Origin of the sequence: Dolichospermum sp. DET69 (genome assembly GCA_017355425.1) — a bacterium.
Lineage (GTDB): Bacteria > Cyanobacteriota > Cyanobacteriia > Cyanobacteriales > Nostocaceae > Dolichospermum.
Map to the genome: position 1 here is coordinate 2694746 of CP070233.1, position 24130 is coordinate 2718875.

At 35.7% G+C, this 24130-nt stretch carries 16 protein-coding genes and 2 pseudogenes; 13 read left to right on the forward strand and 5 right to left on the reverse strand.

The genetic code is table 11. The annotated features are described in order from the left end of the window. The first annotated feature begins 51 nt into the window (after positions 1-51). The 5 genes from EZY12_12390 (at position 52) to EZY12_12410 (ending at position 5667) form a co-directional block, all read left to right on the forward strand. Positions 52-1314: a hypothetical protein gene (locus EZY12_12390; GenBank protein QSX70286.1), complete on the forward strand. Its 1263-nt coding sequence runs from the start codon at positions 52-54 to the stop codon at positions 1312-1314. A 420-nt stretch (positions 1315-1734) separates the two neighbouring features. Then, a complete protein-coding gene (locus EZY12_12395) occupies positions 1735-3372 on the forward strand; it encodes an alpha/beta hydrolase (protein QSX70287.1) in 1638 nt (545 codons plus the stop codon). Between the two features lie 490 nt (positions 3373-3862). Then, the gene (locus EZY12_12400) at positions 3863-4048 is read left to right on the forward strand and encodes a hypothetical protein (protein ID QSX70288.1); all 186 of its coding nucleotides are present in this window, start codon (positions 3863-3865) and stop codon (positions 4046-4048) included. Positions 4049-4055: 7 nt separating this feature from the next. Beyond that, positions 4056-4526 (forward strand): type II toxin-antitoxin system VapC family toxin, encoded by a 471-nt coding sequence (locus EZY12_12405; GenBank protein ID QSX70289.1) that lies wholly within the window; start codon positions 4056-4058, stop codon positions 4524-4526. A gap of 493 nt (positions 4527-5019) precedes the next feature. Then, positions 5020-5667 carry a DUF2281 domain-containing protein gene (locus tag EZY12_12410; protein QSX70644.1) on the forward strand — a complete coding sequence of 216 codons (648 nt, stop codon included), beginning with the start codon at positions 5020-5022 and terminating at the stop codon, positions 5665-5667. An 83-nt stretch (positions 5668-5750) separates the two neighbouring features. On the opposite strand, the gene EZY12_12415 is transcribed toward EZY12_12410, so the two are convergent. From EZY12_12415 to EZY12_12425, 3 genes are all read right to left on the reverse strand, one after another. Next, positions 5751-6767, reverse strand: a complete 1017-nt coding sequence (locus tag EZY12_12415) for a GUN4 domain-containing protein (protein ID QSX70290.1) — start codon at positions 6765-6767, stop codon at positions 5751-5753. A 136-nt stretch (positions 6768-6903) separates the two neighbouring features. Continuing rightward, positions 6904-8307: a UDP-N-acetylmuramoyl-L-alanine--D-glutamate ligase gene (locus EZY12_12420; protein QSX70291.1), complete on the reverse strand. Its 1404-nt coding sequence runs from the start codon at positions 8305-8307 to the stop codon at positions 6904-6906. Between the two features lie 81 nt (positions 8308-8388). Further along, positions 8389-10539, reverse strand: coding sequence for a glycine--tRNA ligase subunit beta (locus tag EZY12_12425; GenBank protein QSX70292.1), 2151 nt, complete (start codon positions 10537-10539; stop codon positions 8389-8391). Between the two features lie 752 nt (positions 10540-11291). On the opposite strand from EZY12_12425, the gene EZY12_12430 reads away from it, so the two are divergent. From EZY12_12430 to EZY12_12440, 3 genes and pseudogenes are all read left to right on the forward strand, one after another. Further along, entirely contained in the window at positions 11292-11564 is a 273-nt protein-coding gene (locus tag EZY12_12430; GenBank protein QSX70293.1) for a hypothetical protein, read from the forward strand. A 534-nt stretch (positions 11565-12098) separates the two neighbouring features. Next, a pseudogene (locus EZY12_12435) lies at positions 12099-12191 on the forward strand (prevent-host-death protein). Beyond that, on the forward strand, positions 12188-12580 hold the full coding sequence (locus EZY12_12440) for a type II toxin-antitoxin system VapC family toxin (protein ID QSX70294.1): 393 nt from the start codon (positions 12188-12190) through the stop codon (positions 12578-12580). The pseudogene EZY12_12435 and the gene EZY12_12440 overlap by 4 nt, the downstream one beginning before the upstream one ends. 345 nt (positions 12581-12925) lie before the next feature. Here the strand turns inward: EZY12_12440 and EZY12_12445 are convergent. Both EZY12_12445 and EZY12_12450 read right to left on the reverse strand, forming a co-directional pair. After that, a pseudogene (locus tag EZY12_12445) lies at positions 12926-13372 on the reverse strand (HNH endonuclease). Continuing rightward, positions 13342-13611: a hypothetical protein gene (locus EZY12_12450; GenBank protein ID QSX70295.1), complete on the reverse strand. Its 270-nt coding sequence runs from the start codon at positions 13609-13611 to the stop codon at positions 13342-13344. The pseudogene EZY12_12445 and the gene EZY12_12450 overlap by 31 nt, the downstream one beginning before the upstream one ends. Positions 13612-14132: 521 nt before the next feature. Here EZY12_12450 and EZY12_12455 point away from each other — a divergent pair. The 5 genes from EZY12_12455 to nth all read left to right on the forward strand — a co-directional run bounded on the left by EZY12_12455 (position 14133) and on the right by nth (position 23912). After that, a complete protein-coding gene (locus tag EZY12_12455) occupies positions 14133-17300 on the forward strand; it encodes a hypothetical protein (protein QSX70296.1) in 3168 nt (1055 codons plus the stop codon). A gap of 74 nt (positions 17301-17374) precedes the next feature. Next, positions 17375-21196, forward strand: a complete 3822-nt coding sequence (locus EZY12_12460) for a helicase (protein ID QSX70297.1) — start codon at positions 17375-17377, stop codon at positions 21194-21196. An 86-nt stretch (positions 21197-21282) separates the two neighbouring features. Further along, positions 21283-21921: a Uma2 family endonuclease gene (locus EZY12_12465; GenBank protein ID QSX70298.1), complete on the forward strand. Its 639-nt coding sequence runs from the start codon at positions 21283-21285 to the stop codon at positions 21919-21921. 66 nt (positions 21922-21987) lie between these two features. Continuing rightward, a complete protein-coding gene (gene rseP, locus EZY12_12470; protein QSX70299.1) occupies positions 21988-23082 on the forward strand; it encodes an RIP metalloprotease RseP in 1095 nt (364 codons plus the stop codon). Positions 23083-23231: 149 nt separating this feature from the next. Then, a complete protein-coding gene (gene nth, locus EZY12_12475; GenBank protein ID QSX70300.1) occupies positions 23232-23912 on the forward strand; it encodes an endonuclease III in 681 nt (226 codons plus the stop codon). The last annotated feature ends 218 nt before the right edge of the window (positions 23913-24130 follow it).

Genomic DNA, 24130 nt, shown 5'->3' on the forward strand with positions numbered 1-24130 from the left:
GCAGTAGCGACTTTGTTTCCCCATTATTTTTAGCTACAACCGAAAAAGCCTATGTTACCCAAGTCCAGCACTGATTTACTTGTTTCAGAAGCATCTGATAGCACCAGCATGGCCTTAGCCATAGATTTCGTCAACAACGAGCCTTGGACGATAGAAAACTATGCTGAAGGCTTAATGGACGAACTTTTTAATGATATTGACAACATTTTAGATGGTCGAAGTAAGCGGAATCATCATAGGGACAGGAACGAATCTATCCCCGTACAAACCATGACATTTCAAATGCCAGATGTAATTTTACCATCAAAACTTAATCGCCCATTACAGTCTGCTGAACCTATTAAAAACGTTCAAACCACAACACTGGTAGTTAATTCGCCTACTGTCAGAGCAATTACGACCACAACAAAACAACAAACTAGTGATTTAAGTAAACTCATATTCGTGGGATTAGGCTTAACTGTGGCCTCCTTCGGTATGCTCTACTTAACGGAGTCTGGTTTATTAACTACAATAAATGCCCAATTAACTTCCCAAAGGTTGCCAAATTCCCAAATACCATCACCAGTGTCTGTAACAACAGATCCTCAGTTGGAACTGGTAAATTATATGTTAGAAGCCTTGGCAGTTATAGAACAGCAAGGGACCACTAATGATAAAACAATTACCAAGCCAGGATTTCCTACTGTTAATCTCAACCAAACAACTGCCTTAGCTTTACCAAATACCCAACCAACTGAAACTTTGCCTTTGCCTATAGCAGCAAACAATATACTAACTGCTACTAGTCGGCTAACTCCCCCTAATGTGGTTGAGCGCATATATATTCCAGTTTATCAGTCTTCTACGCCCCAATATCAAATACCAACTGTTCCCGCAGTCCCCATACCACCAACTTTACCTTCATCTTCATCTTTAGTAGTGAATCATTTCCCTATCAATACTATACAACCAGCAACTAGACCTATAGCAAAAACGACACAGGTTAATTTAAAACCAGCAGCGGTTAATTCTCAATCGCTGAAAGTTGCACCACCAAAATTGCCTATTGTTGTACCTGCACCAGTAAAAGAACCTGAGAACAAACCACAACAGGTTTCGACACCAATGATCTACTCCGCACAATTAGACGGATTATTGGAGTCGGGTAATAAATCTGTAGCTTTGTTTAAAGTAGATGGTATTAGTCGCCGGATTAATCTAGGTGAAAATATTGGTGCTACAGGTTGGACATTAGTAGAAGTCAGTAATGGGGAAGCTATTATTCGTCGTAACGGTGAGGTGCGATCTATTTATACAGGACAAAAGCTTTAACTCTCCTCTAGCTTTCTTCAGTACCTTAATAAGCTCTAATTATACATTTTTCAAGCAATAAGAATCTCTGTATTCATTGACTACTACCTTGAAAATTTCCCAAAAAGCCTATGTAATTTGCTTTGTTAGTTTTTAGTACCGGACTGGGGTGCTATCTTTTTATAATCTTTCAATAAGAATCAATTAAAACAAGATTGTGAAAATTATGTGAAAATTTAAAGATTTCAATAAAAGTGATTACAGTCGCGCCCGCCATAGTAGAGATAATTGGGAAACCTATCGGTATTAAGATAATTAATAGCCGGACTCTATGTAGTCTATTGTATCTATAGGAGTTGCTGATTCACAAATGGGGTTTCTGAATTCAGGGTAAAAGCCGTAAAATCAGGTAGAATCTCCTAAGTTGAGATGCAATAAAAGATGTTCACAGAGAAAAGCTGGAAGAATTTTAAAGTATTTGCAGGTGTATTTTGTACTGTTGCTCTGACACCATTTTTTGGAGTTAACACCTCTGCACGTGCCGCAGATACAGTTGTGATTCGCTATGGGTCTTTAGAGGAATCTGTATCTTTAGAAGAGTTAAAAAAGTCGATAGAAACTGGCAAATTACCAGATAGTTTAGGAACTTATACCAAAAGAATGACGGAAGAACAACGTCGTTTCTTGGTGGAGGGACTAAAAATCCGCATCCCCATAAATGTTGTTACTTTAGATAGATTAATCAATACCCAAATTGGCACTACGATTCTGAGTGATATCTCTACAGCTATTACCCGTCGGGATCAAGCTGGGTTACAAGCTATGAGAAGCGGATTGATTTTAGGTGCTAATTCTCCACAGGGTTTATCTGTGCTGAGTTTTATTGCTGCATATCCCAGCAAACAGCTAGGAATTAACTTACCCCAGGCTATCACCGTAGCACGGAGTATGAACAGTGCATTTATCCGCACTCAGCGGTTTATGTTTGGTCTTTCACCTCAAGTGAACCCCAAAGATATCAAAGTTGCCTCTTCTCTAGATCCCACTCAAGCGGGAAGCGCACAGGTACAGACAATCAAGTTAAATTTCAATGACCAAAAGCGTCAACGGCAAATTCCCCTAGATGTTTATTCCTCCACCGCTGCAACTGCAAACAAACCTCTAATTGTCTTTTCTCACGGTTTCGGTTCGGTGCGGACTGACTTGCGCTACCTAGCCGAACATTTAGCCTCTCATGGTTATGTTGTGGCTGCTTTAGAACATCCTGGTAGTAATGAAACCAGTTCTAAAGTAGTCAGCAAAGGTAAAAAACTACTGGTTGAACCCCAAGAATTTTTAGACCGTCCGCGTGATATCAGTTTTATTCTTGATGAATTAGAAAAACTTAACCAAACAGCTAATAATCCTTTACAGGGAAAACTGGCAACTAATAATGTTATGGTTGTGGGTTATTCCTTTGGTGGGGGAACGGCTTTAGCATTAGCTGGGGGTGAATTACAAATCGAAAACCTCAAACAACGCTGTCAACAGAACTCAGCTAAGACTAATTTGAGTCAAGGTCTTCAGTGTGTAGCGCAAGCATTACCAGAAAAAACTTATCAATTGAGAGATTCTAGAATTAAACAGGCGATCGCTCTCAATCCTACCACGTCTTTAATGTTTGGGGAAACTGGTTTAACAAAAGTACAAATCCCCACATTAATTCTCTCCAGTTCCGCAGATAAAATCACCCCACCATTAACTGAACAAGTCATGGGTTTTGCCAAAATTCCCTCTCCAAAATGGTTAGTGGGTGTAGTTGGTGCTTCTCATTTAAGTGTGATAGATCCTAGTATCACCCCATATCAAGAAGGGAAACCACCTATCTTGAATAAAGAAGTAACTGGAGAAAAAGCTAAAGACGTGCGGAAGTTTCTCAAAGGTATTACCCTAGCAATGGCAGCACAGTTAACCCCTGAAGCTAGTCAATATGCTCCCTTTCTGACTTCCGATTATGCTCAAATTTCCTCAACTCGTCTATTTCCATTGCGGACAGTGAGAGAACTTTCTCCTGAGATGATAGAAGGAATGGGTAATTGATAATGGGTAATTGGTAATAGCAAAAGAAATAAAAAGGCTTGGAGGGTAAGCCAAGCCCAACTTCACTCAGGGTAAAATATACAATCCATCTTATAGATTATTTATATTTTCAGAATCCTTCTCAAGAGAGAAATTTGAAAATCTCAACCTCTGCACCTGAAGCACTAAAATTATTGGGTGAGTATACTAGAGACTGTGACACGCTTATTTAATATATTGATATTCATTTAATATACTGCAAACGGTTTATAATTTAACCAAATATGGAACCCCTCTTGTAAACCTCTCCCCGTTGCGGGGAGAGGCTTTGAGCCTGTTCGTTGTATTATAAAAAAGTCCAAGTTCTAGCCGTTTTGAGTATAAATAACAGGATTAATAAATTGAAATTTAATTTACTCTCTATTACGGATAGCAACATAATTTAGCTACCAAAGTGAAAGTTAATGTACAATAATATAATAATCTGTAAATTAACAAAGTGGTGATAATTATGTTAGAACAAGTGTTGTTAGTGGCTTTTGCTCAAGCTCAAGCAATTTTAGAAATTGAACAACAAAAAAAACAGTATCAAAATACTGTAGAATCATTGTTAGATTTCCTAAAAACATCCCCAGAATGGGCAGGAGACGATTTTGAAGAATGTTTAGAATATGTCAATCAAGTGAGAAGAGAGTGAGGTTGGGGTGTATTTGCTAGACACAAATCATTGTAGTTTTATTATTATTCAAAAAGACTTAACCTGCATACAAAAGTTAGCTTCGCTACCCAAAGAAACCAGAATATTTATCAACGCCATTATATACGGTGAATTGATATTAATGGCGGAAAAGTCAAACCAGAGAGAAGAAAATATCCAAATAGTTAATCGGTTTAGTCAAAGTTTAACAAAGATACATCCCATAGATGAAGAAACATCTCAAATATATGGTCAATTTCATGCAGAAATAATTCATACTTATGCACCTAAAGAAAAGGAAAAAAGAAGAAAATTTAAAATCAAAGATGCAGGAATACATCCCAATGATTTATGGATAGCTTGTACAGCAATACAACACGATTTAATTATTGTATCTCAAGATAACGATTTTAAACAGATGAGTAAAGTAAGACATCTAAAATTAGAATGTTGGAAACCTGAAAATACATCAATTTGATTGATGTTGGGTTGCGCTTTGCTTAACCCAACCTACGGTACTAATTTCCGAAAATATTTGCTTTTGGAATGTTATATTTTAAAAATAGATTACATAGAAAATAAACATGAAACCTAATAGCCAATTTGAAGAAAGGGAAATAACAAGTTTTTGCGCTTTAAGATTTGATGGGTACAAATACGAACGAGAAACAGCTTTTAATCAAGACTTAACATTTGACAAACTTTTTTTGGGTGAAGAGGTAGGAGAGTTAGACGGTTTAGCAGCAATGTTTTTTCTTCAGCGAGGGCTTTGTAAATGGGGTTTAGTATACGAAACAGAGGACAGTAAATATTACAAACTTTACAGAAAGTTATTTCTTGAATATGTAGATTCAGAAATTCCAGCACAATACAGAAACGAAGAATGGTATAAAAGATGGCAAGATGAGTATAAACCTCATATTGTAGAAATTAAAAAATTTGTACAAAACATTTATCTAAATAGCATGAAAATGAGCATGGAAGAAATCATCATAGATAAGGTGAAAATGTTATCTCCTAACAAACAACAAGAAGTATTGGATTTTGTAGAATTTTTATTAGTAAAACATCAAAAATCAATGATTAAAAAAGGCAAGTTTATTGATTTTTATCTCCCTTATAGCCAAGATGGTAATCATATTTCTGCGAAAAGCCAAGCGGAAAAAATTTTGCAGGAAGCCGATACTTTGCTGAAAAAAGGTTCTTTTGGAGTTGCTATCATATATTCTGCCAATTATGACCAGACTAAAACTATTAGAAAAACCTACACAGAAGGTAAATATAAAACAGGAACTTCAGGAGCAAATCAGGCTAATGTGATGACTGAGATGGAAAAACTGTTAGATACTCCAAATTATCAGCATTTACAAGGTAAAATTCGCATAGCTCCTATTACTACTATGACCAATTTAAACTTTGATGGAAAAGATCATATAACAGTGGTAAAAGATGATTTAGCTCAGATTAAACAAATGCTGGAAAATGGATGGGATATACTGGGATGGCAAAATCAGACTACTAAGAAATACGCTGTGGGTGGCGGTATTGCCAACTTATCTCACGATATTTCAGATAAAATTCAATCTACTTTGCTTTCCCTATCCTCTCAATACAAATAAAATAAATTGTGGGTCAGAATAATTCAGTTAGCTGAACTTGGTTAAGACTGTCCTACAATTATCAGAAAACTTGCCAACTATATTTAAAGATTACATTCTTCACATCGAGAAAAAAGACGGATGTAAGTTTTTATAGCGTTTCTTGGACTAGTTGCAATGCCCCAACGCACAATAGCAGGAAGATGACCAATAGGAGCTTTGAGTGTAAAATTTAAAACAGAAGTACCTGTATTCCATTTTATTTTGTCCATAAAATTTTCTAAACATTGTGACATTTGCTCATCATTTCCATTTTTTTGAAAACCAAGTTTTCTTAAAATATTTAACTGAACGCTGTAACCAAAACGCCCCTTACTGTATTGAACCCAAAGATTATTAATAGTATGTAGATGTGAGCATGGTATATTAACGATTTCCTCTATATTTAACGACCATGCAGGATGTTGATCAGTCTCATAACCGCATAAAGATTTCAAAATTTCAAATGTTTCTAGGTCAGCTTCCCGCCATTTCTTGGCTGCTAATAAATTTTCTAAATTGTTGTAGTTTACATAATTTTTCAATTCAAATAAATGAGATACATGATTACCACCATTAGACTGTAGAGTGGCGATATGAATTAAATCTGTATAACCTATAGGTTCTCCTGTCCGAAACCAGCAAAATGTCCTTTTTTTACCATATATATCATCATCATCTTTTTCCTTTTGAGAGTCAATCAACATCCATAAACACGGTTTATCCTTTTGCATTTGTACCGCAAGAATTTGAGCATCAATGGGGATATCAAGGTCAAATTCACCACTATCAGGTAATTCATATTTTTTAATAGTTTTTAAATTTTGTGTAATTTTTTTTGGCTTGTCATAAAAAACGTATTCATCTGGAACATAGGAAAATTTTAGTAATGACCAAAGTTCGATAGGGTCTAAATCTTCATTAATTGGATTATCTGTCTTAGCAAATGCAACTATAGGACAATCACCGTCTGTACCGATTTGAATAATTTTTTCCCCCGTGTTTCTAGTTCCTAACTCTAAGAAATTATTTGGACTAAAAAATACGCTATCTGGCCATTCATCTCTATTGATTATCGGCATCTTATCTCTCCAATGCTTCTTCTACTAATAAATCATATCAAATCCGTTAGAACAAATACACTAAAAACGAGCTACAAACCCTGTTATTACAAGATTGAAACTGTCTGCAATTACCCGGATTTGATGTAATTATACCCTATGGAAGTAGATACTTTTGACACAATTGCCGAAAGTCTTCGCCCCGCATTTCAAAGTTAGGATACTGGTCAAAACTAGCGCAAGCTGGAGATAGTAATACTACTGAGGCTTGATGTTTTTTAGCTAATTCCGCAGATATGGATACGGCGTTTTCCATTTTTTCAACTATATGATAATTGCTATATCCCACCTCTTGCAGTCGTTTCGCAAATGCTGGTGCTGCATTGCCAATCAGTAAAACAGCGGCGGCTTTGGCTTGAATTTGGGCTAACCAAGCGCTATCATCTCCGGCTTTGGCTTCTCCACCAGCGATTAAAATGGCAGGACTTTGCACAGATGCTAGTCCTACTTCCGCTGCATCGTAGTTGGTAGCTTTGCTGTCGTTAATAAAATCAATGCCTTGCCAATTGCAGATATGTTCTAAGCGGTGAGGAACGCCGGGAAATTCACGGACAGCCTGAGAAATAGCAGTAACATCTATGTCTGCTAATCTAGCAGCAGCGACAGACATGAGGAGATTTTGCTGGTTATGTTCCCCTACCATTCGCAATGCAGATACTTCAACAATTGGTTGGGCTGTATCACTAATTTTTTCTATTACCCAGCCGTTTTCTATATAAAAGCCTTTTTCACCTATTAGGAATTGTTGACCTTTAACGCTTGTCCAATAGGCGTTCGGCCAATGATTTAAACCTAATTTGCTCAAATAAGCATCATCACCGTTAAATATTTGAATTTGGGAATTATGTAATAATTTGGCTTTGATATTATAGTAATTTTCTAAGGTTTTGTGTCGGGCTAAATGATCTGGCGTGAAGGTTGTCCAAATCCCGATTCGTGGCGCTAGAGTAACAGAAGATTCAATTTGATAACTACTAACTTCACCAATTATCCAATCAACGGAATTTTTTTCTGTATTCCCTCTTGCCTCTTGCCTCTTGCCTCTTGCCTCTATTGCTACCTCACAAGCCGCGTAACCGATATTACCACAGGCGGGAGCGTTCAATCCTGCTGTTTGGAAAATGGCCGCAGTTAAAGCGGTGGTGGTAGTTTTACCATTTGTACCGGTGATTCCTACCCAGGGGATATCCTGCATAAATCGCCAAGCGAGTTCCATTTCGCCAATAGTTTCTATGCCTATTTCTCGCGCTTTGGCTAGGATAGGAATATCCCAGGGGACTCCGGGACTGACAACTATTAGTTTGGATAAATCAGAATTAGTAAATTCTGGTGTGTTTCCTAATTTGACGGTAATTTGTTCGCTGGCGAGTTTTTGTTGTTGTTCGAGGAGGGTTGGGGAGGTGCTACTATCGCAAAGTTCAACCTCCCAGCCTTCCTGTTTCAACAATCTTGCCGCAGCAACACCGGACTTTCCGAATCCAATAATTAACGCTTCTGGCATAGACTGTATAAGCATCCCTGGTTAAGCTTTCCTATAGTAGCGTTAATTGGTGCAAATTACACAACTTTTTGTTGCTTTAGGCTACAAATTTTTAACGATTGCGCCAAAATCCGCTAAAACACGGGCGTTATTTCGCAGTAATCCCAGCAAATTTAAGCGATTTTGCTTAATATCTGGATTTGCGTCCATGACTAAAACGCTGTCTTCACCATCAAAAAAGGTGCTAACGGTAGGGGCGATTTTTGCTAGTGCGGTTACTAACAGTTGGTAATCCCGGTTTTGTTGTGCTGCTTGGGTTTGAGGAACTAACTCAATTAAGGCGTTATAAAATGCAGATTCGGATTTTTTCTGGAAGAGTTCGGGATTAATTAAAGACTGTGGTTCTAGGGTTTGAAAGTCTAGATTTCCCTGTGCTGCTAACCTTGTAGAACGGTTGACGGTTTCGTAAATTTTATCTAATGTACCATCTTTGCGGATTTGTTGTAAATAAAGAGAGCGATCGCGCACATCTAATAAATCCGTTAATGCCCGTTCTGTATATTCTGGATCATTTTCTCCCAAAACCGCATTTACCAAATCGTAATCTATCTGTTTTTCATCTTGTAATAAGGTGCGAATCCGTTGCAGGAAAAATTCTTGCAAGGTTTTAATTAAGGATTTGGCATCTTTATTAAAAGCTGTAGCGAAATCTGTGGCAATTTCTTCTAACAAGGATGATAAATTTATTTGCAAATTCGCCAACCAGGTAATATTAATTATCGCATTTGCAGCGCGACGTAATGCAAAAGGATCTGATGAACCGGAAGGAATTAAGCCTAAGCCGAAGATACTAACTAAAGTATCTAATCTATCAGCTAAACCAACAACTTGACCTGTGAGAGTTTGGGGGAAAATATCATCAGCATTTCTAGGTAAATAATGCTCAAAAATCGCTTGAGATACTTCTGGATTTTCGCCGTTAGCTAGGGCATATTTTTGCCCCATAATTCCCTGTAATTCGGGAAATTCATAAACCATTTGCGTGACTAAATCGGCTTTACAGAGTAATGCAGCTCTTTTGATATTTTGGGTTTGGTCTGGATTTAGTTGTAATTGAGTAGTAATTTTTTCGGCGTTTTTAACAACTCTTTCAACTTTGGCACGAACCGAACCTAAATCTTCTTGGAATGTGACTTTTTCTAATTGGGGTAAATAGCTTTCTAAGGGTTTGACTAAATCAGCTTCGTAGAAAAATCTGCCGTCAGCTAACCGCGCTCGAATGACTCTGGCATTACCGACAGCAATAATATCAGATTTAGCTGGATCTCCGTTACTAATTGTGATAAAATTGGGTAATAATTCCTGACATTCCGCATTTTTGAAAACAGGAAAATAACGCTGATGACTTACCATGACTTCGGTAATTACTTCCGTTGGTAAGTTGAGAAATTCTGCTTCAAATTGTCCGATAACTGCGGTGGGATATTCAACTAAATTGATAACTTCTGCTAGTAACTCGGGGTAAATTGGTGTATATCCGCCTAACTTTTCTGCGGATGCTTTGACTTGATTTGTGATGATTTCGGCTCGGTTTTCTGGAGTTACATTAACATAACCAGAAGCCAAGGTATTTACATATTCTGTAGCGTGGTCAATGCTGACAGGTTCGGGGTGTAATACTCTATGGGTGCGAGAAATGCGATCGCTCTTGACAACTTTTGCCCCATTCTCTAATTGTAATGGTAAAATTTCCCCATCTAACAATGTGACTAAAGTGCGAATTGGCCGGGAAAATCGTCCGTCACCATGTCCCCAGCGCATTAACCGCTTACCTTCTAAGTTCCAGACCCATTGGGGAACAAGTTCGGTTAAAATATCAGCTATGGGACGACCGGGAATTTGTTTGTTAACAAAGACGAAATCCCCTTTGTCTGTAGGACGAATTTCTAAAGCAGAAATATCTACACCTTGCTTAGTCGCAAAACCAATGGCGGCTTTAGTGGGTTGTCCATCTTTAAAAGCTGCTTGTGCGGGTGGTCCTTTAATTTCTTCTTCTCTGTCTGCTTGTTGGGAAGGTAAACCGGTAATCAGAACCGCTAACCGTCGGGGTGTTCCATAGACTTCAATAACAGTGTCAGAGAGACTGTGAGCTTCTAAACTTTGGGGAATGCGCGATCGCCATTGTCCAATAGCATCACTCAAAAAACCTGCGGGTAATTCTTCTGTACCGACTTCTAATAAAAATGCTGGCATAAGATACTGTTTTTAACTTGATGTGGCTTCATCTTAATCAATTCCAGCATTGTACGCTAAGTCAGACCCCATATTGTATGTAAGATGGCAGAGAATCACGACATCCATCTTTATCTGCGTTCAATTATTTGTCTGAATCAGGATGTCCAGGATTTTAGGATTTACAGGATGATAATTCAAATATTATAAACTTCCGTAAGTTTTTGGTTTTATCGGCAGACAGGTTTTAGGGTATGTTTAGGTTCGCGGGAGGTTTCTGCGATGTTACCACTTGTCAGAATCAGGATGTCCAGGATTTAAGGATGTAGAGGATTAAAACTGGTATTTTATTACCAATCACTAAACTCACTTGGGTTAATATTATCTCATAAATGAGATAAAAAAAGAGGTGAGGCGTTAATCAATTTTTTTATCATCTATGAATAATTATTTGATTTGTTAATTCTCAGAGATATCCTAATTATGACAAATTAAATTTTTTTATCCTGAATCTGCACCTCCCATATATCTGGAAATAAATAATATAGAAGTACATCCTACCAGTCGAGGAGATGCTACTGTAAGGTCAATTGAACCTATTGGTAAATGGTTAATTTGGTATGCAATTAAGGTTGCTTTCGAGTTTTGTAAACCAAAGACAGAATCACCGCTAGTTATACTAGATGCTTTAGATAAAGCTGTGCCATACTATAGAGATAAGATACAAATGGAGTATCTTGGCTTATCACGTAGCACTCCTGGAGAAGATTTATATGGCTTCAGATTTTCACGAACCGCAGCAGCAGAATTTTGTCAGCGACATGAAACAAGATGGGGAGAACCCAAGCTATATGAGTAGTGAGGAAATAATGGCAGGGTCAAAACAGATAATGACTCATGCTCAAAGACAAGCTTTTCTGAAAACATCTTATGCAGGAAAGTTATTTGGTGTTGCACATTTACTTCCTGAAGTTATAGAGGTAACAGAAGAAAGATCAGAAAATTTACCACACTTAAAACGAGTGCTTACATCGGAAACAACTTAATCTCTTGGCATAAAGATTTAAAGCTATTTTTATTTGATGATTATAACTCAAAATATTTGTATCTATAAAAATCGCTTTATCTATCATATAAATCTTCTCTATTAAATGTGAAATTATCAGCAACCAACCCCACAGGATAAGCTGAAAATTTCAATGTTTTTATTTCATTTTTTGCATTATCAAATCGCGTTGCTAATTTGCATGAACAATTACCAAGATTTTGGTAGAAGCGGCAAAAAATGCGATTCCTGCGGAGCGCTTCGCTATCGCTTCTGGTGTGTATAAAAACAATATTGGGGAATAATAAAAAGTAAAAGAAAGCACAACTTCACATTTGTTTATGAGATTCAGAAGTAAATCAGGCGAGAATGGGTTTAAAAGCAAAGGAGATAATTAACTATGCTACAAACTGTTAAAGGAATCTACCGCAATGGAAAAATTGAGTTAGCTGAAATTCCTGCAAATATTTTGGAAAGCCAAGTTTTAATCACTTTTATAGAAACTAAAACTTCAGAAAATATGGATGTAAAAAGTTCAACAGAAAAATTATTTAATCCCCTACGTGGTAAAGTCAAATATTTTGAAGATATAACCACACCCACAACTGAAGAATGGGGCGAAATATGACCTTTGTTTTAGATACTTGTGCCTTAATTTGGTGGAGTCTTGATCCAGATCAACTTTCTATTTCCGCAAAAGCAGCTTGTGAAAAAATGGAAGTCGAAAAAAATGGTTTAGTTGCTTCGATTTCACTTTGGGAAATTGCTATTAAAATTAAAAATCAAAAGTTAGATTTAGGAGTTTCTGTAACAACTTATCTGGAGGCTTTACAAAAATCTGATGTGATTACAATAATTCCCATTGATGAAAATTTATGGTTAGAAAGTGTTGCTTTAGAATGGAGTCATAAAGACCCCGCAGATCGGGTTATTGTTGCTTTAGCTCAAAAATATCAGGCTGATTTAATTACAGCAGATAAAATAATCATGGGATTTTATGATTCTGTTATTTGGTGAATTTTAATATTTTGTTTCTAGCATTACCCCTATGGTTTTGTATGTTAATTAGGATTATAAAATTAAATTCAGTAATTTAATTGTCAGAATCAGGATATCCAGGATTTAAGGATGTACAAGATGTTTGTTTGAGTTGTGTTTTTAGGATTTGAGGATTCTATACTTTTCAGTTAGACTCAAAATACTGCAATGTGATCTAGATTAGTGCTTTTTGCTGCTTGATAGGGAGGACAACTATTATGTCAGCAAAAATCCTGTAAATCCTCAAATCCTGGACATCCTGATTCTGACAAATTAAATATCCGGTTCAACATCAAGCACTCTCAAACAAAAATCTGATAAATTTTATTCTTGACGAGGATCTGATTGTGGTGGATGCCAACCCGCTTCTACCCAAAAGTTACGAGCAACTTGAATAGAAGGCTCATCACGTCGTTCATCATTGAAGTCAAGGTGACTAATAGTAGCTCTACCTGTAATAGTTATACCTACAATTTTTATACCATCTTTTGTCCATATAAAATGTTCAGACCATTCTTGTTGACGGGGATGAAATAAAAAAACCTGTTCTTGGGTTTTGGGATCAATACCCACTATAAAATTATAATGACGCTCATTACAGCGATGACAAGCTAAAGCCAAATTATCCAGTTCATCTGAACCTCACAAAGACTGCGGCATAATATGGTCAATGGTAAAACGGTCTGGACTCAGGTATTCTGGAGAGTCGCAGTATTCACAGAGTAATTTAGCTCGTTTTCTTACAAATTTTCTAATTTGTTCGGACACCATTTACTTTTTGCTGCTAATTGAGCGTTAATTAAGGTAAATATCCGCTGTAACTCCGAAATACCTGTATATTCAGCTTCTTCTTCCAGAGTGAGCGTATCAGCTTTTTTCTTATCTAAAAGTTCTTCAAAACGGGACTGTAACTCATCGGTAAATCTAAATAGATAAATATTACCAAATTCACTCATCTTCATCCCAGCAGATATTAAAGATGAAGGTTGAACCATTAATTGAGTAGTCATTGTGTTTTCACAGTGTCTTTATTTCCATTGTGCCAGAAAAAATCCTGTAAATCCTCAAATCCTGGACATCCTGATTCTGACAAATTAAATATCCGGTTCAACACCAAGCACCCTTAACTAGCGCAGAGAGAGGAATATGAGTACAATAGCATCACTCAAAAAACCTGCGGGTAACTCTCCTGTACCGACTTCTCATAAAAATGCCAGCATAAGATACTGTTTTTAACTTGATGTTGCTTAATCTTAATAAATCCCAGCATTGTACGCCAAGTATGACCCTTGCGGAAACCCCCATAATGCAGTATTTCTGCTTGGGAAATTATTATAAACTTCAATATCTCTCAAGACAGGAAACACGGTAATCAAAATTGATTAAAGTTGATAACTATTAATTTTTATGTTCTTAGTCTTGACAAATCAGGTATAGTTGACTTACCTCTAAGAATGATTCCATTTGTTTAAACTATACGACTTGAACAGGTGAAGCAGTAAAAAACTGGTGTTAAGGAAAAAAACAAATTATGTCTTCACAAAACAATGGTGGTGCTAAAATTGAAGCACGTTCACCAAAGCCTTGTATTGATTTAGCAACCCTTGTAGAATTACTAGCTAAAGCTATTCCTCCCAAAAATAATAGTACAACTCCTAATAAATTGCATCCTGATGATAGAGAAGCATTTATTTTTGATGATAAAAATAAACGTCTTAGAATATGTACCTCAGCAATTATTCGGAGATTATTTGGAAATAAAGATTTCAAAGCAGCTTTTAATCCCAGTGAAGGTGGGGGTTTTATTCAAGATTTCCCAACTTCTCGTTATGGTTCTAGGATGCGAATTGGTGGTACTTTAAAAGAAGATAATGCAGATAGATTACCAAAAGCTTTAGATAAATTAATTTCCGCTATTGACGCAGCATTACCTCCAGAAACTCAATTATCAGCTTTGTTGTTAGATGAAACTCTACAAAAACTTCAACAACTAGCCAAACAAACAGGCACTTATTTTCAGAATAAAGCTCATAGTGCGACTCTTGTACCTATAGCATTTCCTAATCAAGAGAAAAATCCTGAAAATAAACCCGTTGCTAAAGTAATTTCTGCATTAGAAAAAATAGATGCTAATGATTACTTTTTGCGAATGTCAAATGCAGTTAAAGAATATTTAGAAAAGCGAGCAGAAGATGATGATGATATTGAAATAGCTCTTGATAGTCTCAAAGCAGCAAAAAATGGCTTAGAAAGTCAGTTAAATCGGTTTTTGACCTTTTTAGATGACGAAGCATTAGCGCGAGTAAGATTGTTAATAACTTTGCGGATAATGGAAGCAATTTCACAATACAGTTCCGCTAAATATACAGTATTAACAGAATATGTTCATCGAGTCAATACTTTATTTAATACTGCAAAAGAAGATATTTTTGAAGTTGATTTATCTACTCATTTTGGTAGTGGTGGTGAATTTAAACTATCGGAATATTTGAATACAGCAGGTTTCTATTTTTGTCTTCCAGTTTGGCCAGAATGTCAAGCACAACTATTTGAAGATAAAATTTATGATGAAGAAAAAACTAGCTTTGGTGTTATGCGCGAAGTTAGTTATCATTTTCGGATAAATGGAGAAAATCCTATAGCAGGGAAACCTGCTTTTGATGCACGACTTGGTAAAATTGTTGAAGAATTAATTCCAGAAGATGAAGACTTATTTATTAACGAAAATGTAGTTAGTCGTAGGTTAGCTGAATTGATATTTTTAGCAATTGTTGTTCCTGATGAAAATTCAGAACATTTAAGTTCAGAAGATTTATCAAATTCAGTAGAAAAAATTTTGCAAAGATTAAAAACAGATGGTAAGAAAGCTATTAAAGAAATTATAGATGATTTGCAGAAACGTACTAAAGTAATGCAAAAGATAGCCTCATCTTTAATTACTGTTATTAGTACCAAAGGTGAAAAAATAATTTCTCAAGTGCAGCGTGAATCTTCCCAACAATTTATCTGTGTGAAACGTGGTATTATAGAATGGTCAAGATTAACTGGAGGAGGATCTGGCAATTTGCTTGTTGGTTCAGAAAATCCTGGACGAGAAACAATGGAATGGTTCAAAAATATTGAGATTTGTGATACTCCAGAAACACCAGGACTTTTATTTTCTGTTCAGGTAAATATTCAACTTTCTGAACATAATTTAATTCCTAAAGGTGATCAATATTCAATTCAAGCACAAAGGATATTACCAAAACATATTTTACAGATTTTTTGGATGCCATCTTTTTTTATAAAAGATAAAAATAATCAATGGGATTATCAATATTCTCTAAATACTCCTCAATTAAAAGAACAAACCCAAAAATGGATATTACCAGCATCAATTTTTGTAGAGTATGAAGTTAAAACTCTAACTCGACAAGAGAATAATAAAGGAAGTGAAGAAAGTAAACAATATCATGCGGCTGCGGTTGCAGCTTTTGAAGTATTAGTTTATTGTTGTTTATGGCGGATTATTAACAGATTGAAACAAGAAGTTAGTGATGATTTTACAACTTTAATGTTGCGATTACAAGAACAGGGAAGAGAAAGTGATGATAAAAGTGGAGATGCTTATGTTTATGCAGCCGCGCAAACTTTAGAAGCGATATTAGCGGAAGATACTAATATTAGAATGCAAGGAATTGTGCTAAAAAACTTAGCTAAAGCATCATATATTAAACAAGGAGTTTTTAATGCTTTATTGAGTGCATTTCCTTTAGTTACAAGTACACCAAAACCGCCAGAAATTCCTAAAATTGGTTTGATTTCTTACTCAACTCGTCCCTGTGATGAATCTGGTTTATTGAATGCAGATGAAAAAAGTTATCTTTTTCTCACACAAAGCTATATTGCTACTGCTGTAAATCAACCATTTTCAGGTTATGAAATTAAAGCAGATAGGAAACAATCTGATATTGTTGATACTCTCGAAAATTTGCGAAAACAAAGATTAGTTCAAGAAGAAATCCGTTATTTAGAAAAACAAGGATGTCAACATATCATTTTACTTTCTCATGCTTATGGTGGTAGAAGATTTAACCGCGTTGCTGATTATAATTCTTCTTTAACACCAAAAGAATTTTTGGAAGATATTTCTGAAACTTTTCCAAATTCAACTATTTATACTTTACTCCGTGATGTTTTTCCTGGTACAAGATTGCGTAAACGTGATACAAATGAAGCTGCATTTGAAATTTCCCAAGCAGGAGATTATACTAATTTTTTACATTCTGTGGAAAAAATATTTACTCGTGAATTGATTCCAGTTTATACTTTCGCTACATTGTCTGCAATTCAAGAAGATAAACGGCCACAATCAGGTTTTTGTGTTTATTTCCTAGTCTCAGATAAGCGTGTGAGTGATTTGAATTGGACTGAACGCGCACGTCAAAATTTAGTTGTTCCTGAACCAAATACATCTAATATTCATCCTTGTTTAATTTCAGTATTGCGTGGGTTGCATTTTATTGAAGCTGAACGTGGAGTTAATAAATCTGGACAACTTCTCCCTGTTTTAGATCCCTTTTCTTGGATATCTCCTGATACTGTAGAAGCTGCGGGAGATGTGCGAATTTTGCATACTCGTCGTGGTGGTAAAGTATATTTGAGTTATCCGGCTTTGCTTACTCACGTTTCACAAGTTTTACATCGAAGGAAATAATACCAATACCAGAATACCAGATCCCCGACTTCTTGAAGAAGTCGGGGATATAAATCTCTTAGGAAATTAATTAAATGCAAATATCATTTTTAGATCAAGCTTCTTTATGGGGACAGGTATTTGAAATTGCTGTAAAACGTGGTGTTTTACGAAAATTAGTCCATGCAAAATTACTTTTAGAAAATCATCCAGTTGTTGAAGAATGGCAAAAATATAAAAATGCTGATATTAAAAACAATTTAATAAAAAGCCTGAAATTAACAGATCAAAATTCCCAAGAATGGGTAGAAAGTATGCTCAGTCATCTGTTAGTTTTAGGTTATGGTTTAGGGTGGACAACTACAAGGGAATGTCTGAAAAAAACTCCAGTTGCTAAACTGAAATTAGAAGCTATTTGGTGTCCATTATTATTTCCTGGACAGGAACAAAAACCTGATGTAGAACCAGAAGTAACTGCTAGGGAATTTAAACAAGCTTTTAATTTATCAGGAAATCCAGATTCAGGATTAGTTAAACAAGGAAAACCAGCAAGAGCCGATTTTTTGTTATGGTTATCTCCAAATCAAAATTCAACTTCCAAAAAATGTAGTGATTTTATTTTCTGTTTTGAATTTTCTTATAATGCTCCTAGAAAATTAGCAGATTTTAGAAATGAAACTGCTCATAGAGAAGAAGTAAGTCGTTATGCTCGTTATATTGATTCTAGGGGAGTTTTTTCTAGGGTTTGTGCTGAAGTAGAAGGTGAGGAATTTTCTATTTCTTCAGATATAAAAAATCACTTATTACCTTTTAGTGGCTCTGATAAAACTTTGTACAAACTTTGTCAAGCATCCTCTTATACTGAAAATTTAGTTAAATTATTAAAAAGTCAGGAAAAATTAGAAAGCGGTTGTATTGCTCGCGCAATAGCCATAACATCAAATGGATGTGAAAGTATCGCGGCTAATTTTTCTAATCCGTTGGATACTAGAGTTAAATTAATGACATCTTTAGGTGAAGTATATCATAAGTTTCCGAAATCAGATAATGACCCACCTGATAAATTTGCAAAAGAAACTCTATCTGCATTTAAAACATTAATAAAATCACTTCCCGCTGATTTCAGAAAACAAGCAAAGCAACTTATTCCAGAACCTGATTTAGCCGCAGATATTAACTATAGATTTGAGGAAAATATAGAGGAATTTTATAATCCTACTCAGGAAATATTACGGGAAGATGCAATTTTAGCAGTTGAAGAAACAGAAGCATTACATAAATTCTTCTCTGGTAGTCCTCAAAGTCATTTCACTAAAGAACTTTTATCAGCAGAAAAAATACCTTTAAGAGAAATTCATCAAGCAGCAGTCACCGCAGGTTTAAATTCTGCTCAAATCGGAAAAATTAATGTCATTGCTTTAGAAGGAAATCCAGGAATTGGTAAAACGACTGCGGTGATCAAATTTCTAGAAAAACAGTCTCAAGGTTTTATGTTTTTATATATTAGTCCGCGAGTTGTCATTAATAGAGATGTGACTGATAAATTATCTAAAAAAGGTGGTATTTTAACTCTAACAACAAATTCAAATTTGATTAATTTAGCTTCTAAATGGTTTAAACAACAAGGTATACAAAGTTATATTGATAGTGCTGTGGTTGTTGATGGTGTTGAAAGTCTCAATTATCCTGATGGGACTACAAAATTCATTACACCTGCACAAGAAAATGAAATTATTGATAATACTATTTCCGCTAGTAAAACTAAAAATTCCCTCAATGAACGTGATGATAAATTAGAATCAATTCGTCGTCCAGGAGTGTTAAAAACCCTCGCAACTTCTGCTAAAAAATTACTAGAAGTTAACCCCAAAATCAATCAATTAGTAATGACTGCTGCTACTCAAGGTTATCGTTCTCTTGATGACAAAACCACAATTGATGCTTTAGGAAAGTTATTTAAAAATAAAGCTAATACTAAACCAGGACAAAAAGAACGTTCAGAGTTTGCAAAGCGTATTCCTACTATTATTGCAATGGTTGATGAAGTAACTGGTGATGGTGCAGGAGCATTATTTGTCCATAAATTAGGAGAATGGTTACATCAACAATTTATTGAACCTTTTGAGGGGATAAAATCACCTTTTAAAGTTGTTTTAATTTTGGCTGATGCTTCTTTAAGTAATGAAGTAGTTTTAAATAATTATTTAAGTCATAAAAAAGCCCCTGATAAAGTTTTGTTAAGTAAAAGTAGGGGTAATGAACCATTTAGAATAACAGGAACTGATGTAAAAGTTGGACTAGGAAAATATCCAACTTTGCATATTATGACTAATAGTTATCCAGCTTCTCAACTTACTGTTGAATATAGTATCCAATTGGCAAAAGTTAATCCTGGATTAACAAAAGATGGTAAAAAACAAACTATTCGTCAAGCAATTCGAGAACAATTAGAGCAAAAAAATTTAAATAATGCTTATAGAGAAATTGAACGGGGTTTAAAACAAGGATCTGAACAATTGATTTTCTTTGCTCAGGATAAAGCGTTTTTGAGACAATTACGAGAAAAGTTAATTTCAGGAAAAGATGCTCTTTGTCAACAGCAGGAAGTAGCAGTTTTAGATCAAAGTGTACTTGCTAATAAACGATTAGAATTAGTTCAAGAAAAGACTAGAGATAAAAAGCGAGTTTTCTTGATGACTTCTTCAGGTTCAAGAGGTGTTTCTTTTCCAAAAACTGATTATATAATTGCCACAATTCCCCGATTTAATATTGAATCTGCTTTAATGGAAGTTGCACAACTTATTTATCGTGGGAGAGGAATGTACACAGATTCAGAAACGGGTTTACAAGTTTCTGGAGATAATCAAGCTAGAACATTAGTAATGTTGATTAATGATTATATTATTGAAGATGAAGATAGTGATTTTCCTAAACGTTGGTTACGTCAATCAAGTGATTTATTGACTTTATTAATGATGTTACGTTCGACCATTCATACACGCATTAAAGGTGATGCAGGACTCAAAAGACAACGGATTGCATTTGTTCCAGTTGGTTCTATTGGAGATGAAGAATTATTAAATTTAATGTCTGATGATGTGCAAAGTTTTTTACAGGAAGCACGAGTTTTTATCTTTGATAGTCACTCTGATGAGTCTAAAAGAACTGTGAAAAAAACACAACAGCTAATAGAGGAAATATTTGCTGATTTTAAATTAACTGGTAAAGCAGCAGATAGAAATACTAAATCTTATACTGATTATCGCACTTTAGACACATTCATACAAGTGGTTTCCAGAATTTCTAGTCAATTATTACCATCTTTAGAAAATGCAGATTTAATAATTCCTGAAAATTTAACTTGTCTTGGTGCTTTTTGGATAGAAGATTGGGGACAAAGAAAAACAGAAGAAGCATTCATTTTTGAAGCATGGCGTAAAAATATTGGACAAAAAATTGAAAATCTTGGAAAGTTACTTTATGTAATTTATAAAGATGATCAAAATAAGTTTCCTCCTAAACTTAGACATCCAGCGGGGGAACTATATACAATTTTAAAGAAAGAACAGGAAGATTTAACTCAAGAATATTCAACTTTACAAAATCTAAAAACAGAGAATATTTTAGTCAGTATTCCTTTAGATTATCCTCATTTTTGGCGTAAATTTGAAGATGAAAATAGTCCCAACCTAAGATTAGAAGAACCAGATTCATGGCAAAAATCTTTAGGAAGAAGTTTAACACCTCAAGGTTTAATAATGCCTGTAATTCCCCAATATAATGATATTCCTTGGGTAGCTGTGGCTGGTAGAAGGGTTTTAAATCAATGGGAAACTATTTTTAGCGATCGCTATTTTATGGCATCAAGTGAATTAAATTTACTCAATACCATCTTATTAGAAGATAATTTAGAATAACACATACAGATCCCCAACTTCTTCAAGAAGTCGAGAATCTAAATGAATGAAATGATATACTAATAAAAAATACAAGGTGAAGTCTCATGCTAACTATAGCACCTGCTAATACCCATCACGCTATACTTCCTAACATTTCTTGGCAGACTTTTGAAACCATTTTAACAGAGATGGGGAATCATCGTACCACCCGTCTAGCTTACGATATGGGAATACTAGAAATTATGACTCCTTTAATGCCTCATGAACATAATAATCGTCTTTTAGAACATTTAGTTTTTGCTTTAGCACAGGAACTTAACCTCAATTTAAAAAGTACAGGTTCGGTCACTTGTAAACGTCAAGATTTAGCTAAAGGTGTAGAACCAGATTCTAGTTTTTACATCCAAAATGAACCGATAATGCGAAATAAACAAAATCTGGATTTGACACAAGATCCACCACCAGATTTAGTTATAGAAGTTGATTATACAAGTGCTTCTATTGATAAATTACCTATTTATTTAGCTTTAGGAGTTCCTGAAGTTTGGCGTTATGATTACCCGGTAATGCAGATTTATCAAATGGGTGATGGCGTTTATATTCCCTGTGATGTTTCCCCTACCTTTGCAAATTTGCCCTTAACCACGGAAATTCCCCATTTTCTGGCTCAAAGTTTGGAAATTGGCGAAATTCCCATGATTGAAGCCTTTCGGGATTGGGTGAGACAAATAAAAGCCGATTAAGTCTCTAAGTCCATTCCCAAACTACAATAAGGATATATATCTCAATATTTTGATTTAATTTGCTCTATGTCAGTTTTAGCAGCGATCGCAGTTTTGGCTATTTTGATCTTAGTACACGAGTCTGGACACTTCATAGCCGCCCGTTCTCAAGGCATTTACGCTAACCGCTTTTCCTTGGGTTTTGGTCCAATTCTGTTAAAGTACCAAGGATCAGAAACGGAATACACTCTCCGCGCTTTCCCCTTGGGTGGCTTTGTCGGCTTTCCCGATGATGATCCAGATAGCGAAATTCCCCCCAATGACCCGAATTTGCTGCGTAACCGCCCAGTTTTAGACCGTGCTATTGTTATTAGTGCCGGTGTAATCGCTAATTTAATCTTTGCTTATTTAATGTTGGCTTTACAACTGGGAATCGTCGGTATACCCCAAGAATTTCAGTATCAACCCGGTGTACTTGTCAAACCCGTAAATGAACAATCCGTTGCTTACCAAGCAGGGATTCGGGAAGGAGACATCATTCTCGCAGTGAATGGCCAGGAAATTCCTCTTGGTAAAGATGCAACTACATTATTAACCAAAGAAATCCAAACCCATCCTAATCAAGAAATTGACCTCAAAATTCAACACGAAACCCAACAAACCAACCTGAAACTAACACCAAAACAAGGTGCTGATGGTAAAGGTGTGGTGGGAATTGAATTAGGCCCAAATGGTAAACCAGTTTATCGCCGTCCCCAAGATATTGTGGAGATTATCAAAGTTGCTGCTAATCGCTTCCAACAATTAGTAGTGGGTACATTTCAAGGTTTTGGGCAGTTAATTACTAACTTTGGGCAAACTGTAGGACAAGTTTCAGGTCCCGTGAAAATCGTCCAAATTGGCGCACAATTAGCCGCTAGTGATACCACTAATTTATTGTCTTTTGCAGCAATTATTAGTATTAACTTGGCAGTTATTAATATTTTGCCTCTTCCCGCTTTAGACGGTGGACAATTAGCATTTTTACTAATTGAAGGTTTATTTGGTAAACCTTTACCTAATAAAATTCAAGAAGGTGTGATGCAAACTGGTTTAGTCTTACTTTTAGGATTAGGTATTTTTCTAATTGTCAAAGAAACAACCCAGTTAGAATGGATACAACAATTATTGCAGAAATTGTAACTCCATTAAATCGGCGGTTATAAACCTCATCTACACAGGCAAAACCCACCTACGTGGGTTATTAATTAGTCCGCGAAGGCGGACTTTGTTTGAATAGCTGCGACTGACCGTCGCCCCAACTAGAAAATAAATCCAAAATCTAAAATTAATTGACTCGTAAATCATTAACTAAAAAACAACGGGCTTTAGAAATTCTTTCCCGTATCCAGAATCTTTATCCAGATGCAACCTGCTCCTTAGATTACTCAACTCCTGTACAATTATTAGTAGCAACAATTCTATCCGCTCAATGTACAGATGAGCGTGTGAATAAGGTAACACCAGGATTATTTGGGCGCTTTCCTGATGCTGAAAGTTTAGCAAATGCAGATTTAACAGAATTAGAAGAATTGGTACATTCGACGGGTTTTTATCGCAATAAAGCCAAGAATATTCAAGGTGCTTGTCGCATGATTGTTAGTGATTTTAATTCCGTTGTTCCTAACACCATGACAGAACTATTAAAGCTGCCAGGAGTAGCCAGAAAAACGGCAAATGTAGTTTTGGCACACGCTTATGGTATCAATGCTGGAGTCACTGTAGATACTCACGTAAAGCGATTAAGTCAGCGTTTAGGGTTGACAAAAAATACTGAACCTGTGGGAATTGAAAAAGATTTAATGGCATTATTACCCCAACCAGATTGGGAGAATTGGTCAATTAGATTAATTTATCATGGTCGCGCTGTTTGTAAAGCCCGTTCTCCTGGTTGTGATATTTGTGAGTTGGCTGATTTGTGTGATATGAATTTGTCTCACGCAAAGTCGCAATCTCTCTTAGAGGGTGTTTAAAAAGTATTAAATAAAACCAGTAATCTCCAAAAACCTAACCCCCCTACCCCCCTTCCCTACGAGGGAAGGGGGTTTTCAAAGCCTCACCCCGCTTCGGGGAGAGGTTTGGAGAGGGGTTAATTTATACCTTGAAAACTTTTAAAACATCCTCTTAGAGATATCGAAGGGTAGTCGCAAAGAAAAGGCTTAACGCACTATTTGAACTTCGGAATAAGTTG

What these genes read in the sequence shown, in the direction of transcription:
- EZY12_12430 (QSX70293.1), top strand. Translation starts at nt 11,292, where the DNA reads ATGGCTTCAGATTTTCACGAACCGCAGCAGCAGAATTTTGTCAGCGAC.
- EZY12_12390 (QSX70286.1), top strand. Translation starts at nt 52, where the DNA reads ATGTTACCCAAGTCCAGCACTGATTTACTTGTTTCAGAAGCATCTGAT.
- EZY12_12420 (QSX70291.1), bottom strand. Translation starts at nt 8,307, where the DNA reads ATGCCAGAAGCGTTAATTATTGGATTCGGAAAGTCCGGTGTTGCTGCG.
- EZY12_12455 (QSX70296.1), top strand. Translation starts at nt 14,133, where the DNA reads ATGTCTTCACAAAACAATGGTGGTGCTAAAATTGAAGCACGTTCACCA.
- EZY12_12440 (QSX70294.1), top strand. Translation starts at nt 12,188, where the DNA reads ATGACCTTTGTTTTAGATACTTGTGCCTTAATTTGGTGGAGTCTTGAT.
- EZY12_12460 (QSX70297.1), top strand. Translation starts at nt 17,375, where the DNA reads ATGCAAATATCATTTTTAGATCAAGCTTCTTTATGGGGACAGGTATTT.
- EZY12_12415 (QSX70290.1), bottom strand. Translation starts at nt 6,767, where the DNA reads ATGCCGATAATCAATAGAGATGAATGGCCAGATAGCGTATTTTTTAGT.
- EZY12_12465 (QSX70298.1), top strand. Translation starts at nt 21,283, where the DNA reads ATGCTAACTATAGCACCTGCTAATACCCATCACGCTATACTTCCTAAC.
- EZY12_12425 (QSX70292.1), bottom strand. Translation starts at nt 10,539, where the DNA reads ATGCCAGCATTTTTATTAGAAGTCGGTACAGAAGAATTACCCGCAGGT.
- EZY12_12395 (QSX70287.1), top strand. Translation starts at nt 1,735, where the DNA reads ATGTTCACAGAGAAAAGCTGGAAGAATTTTAAAGTATTTGCAGGTGTA.
- EZY12_12450 (QSX70295.1), bottom strand. Translation starts at nt 13,611, where the DNA reads ATGACTACTCAATTAATGGTTCAACCTTCATCTTTAATATCTGCTGGG.
- rseP (QSX70299.1), top strand. Translation starts at nt 21,988, where the DNA reads ATGTCAGTTTTAGCAGCGATCGCAGTTTTGGCTATTTTGATCTTAGTA.
- EZY12_12410 (QSX70644.1), top strand. Translation starts at nt 5,020, where the DNA reads ATGAGCATGGAAGAAATCATCATAGATAAGGTGAAAATGTTATCTCCT.
- EZY12_12400 (QSX70288.1), top strand. Translation starts at nt 3,863, where the DNA reads ATGTTAGAACAAGTGTTGTTAGTGGCTTTTGCTCAAGCTCAAGCAATT.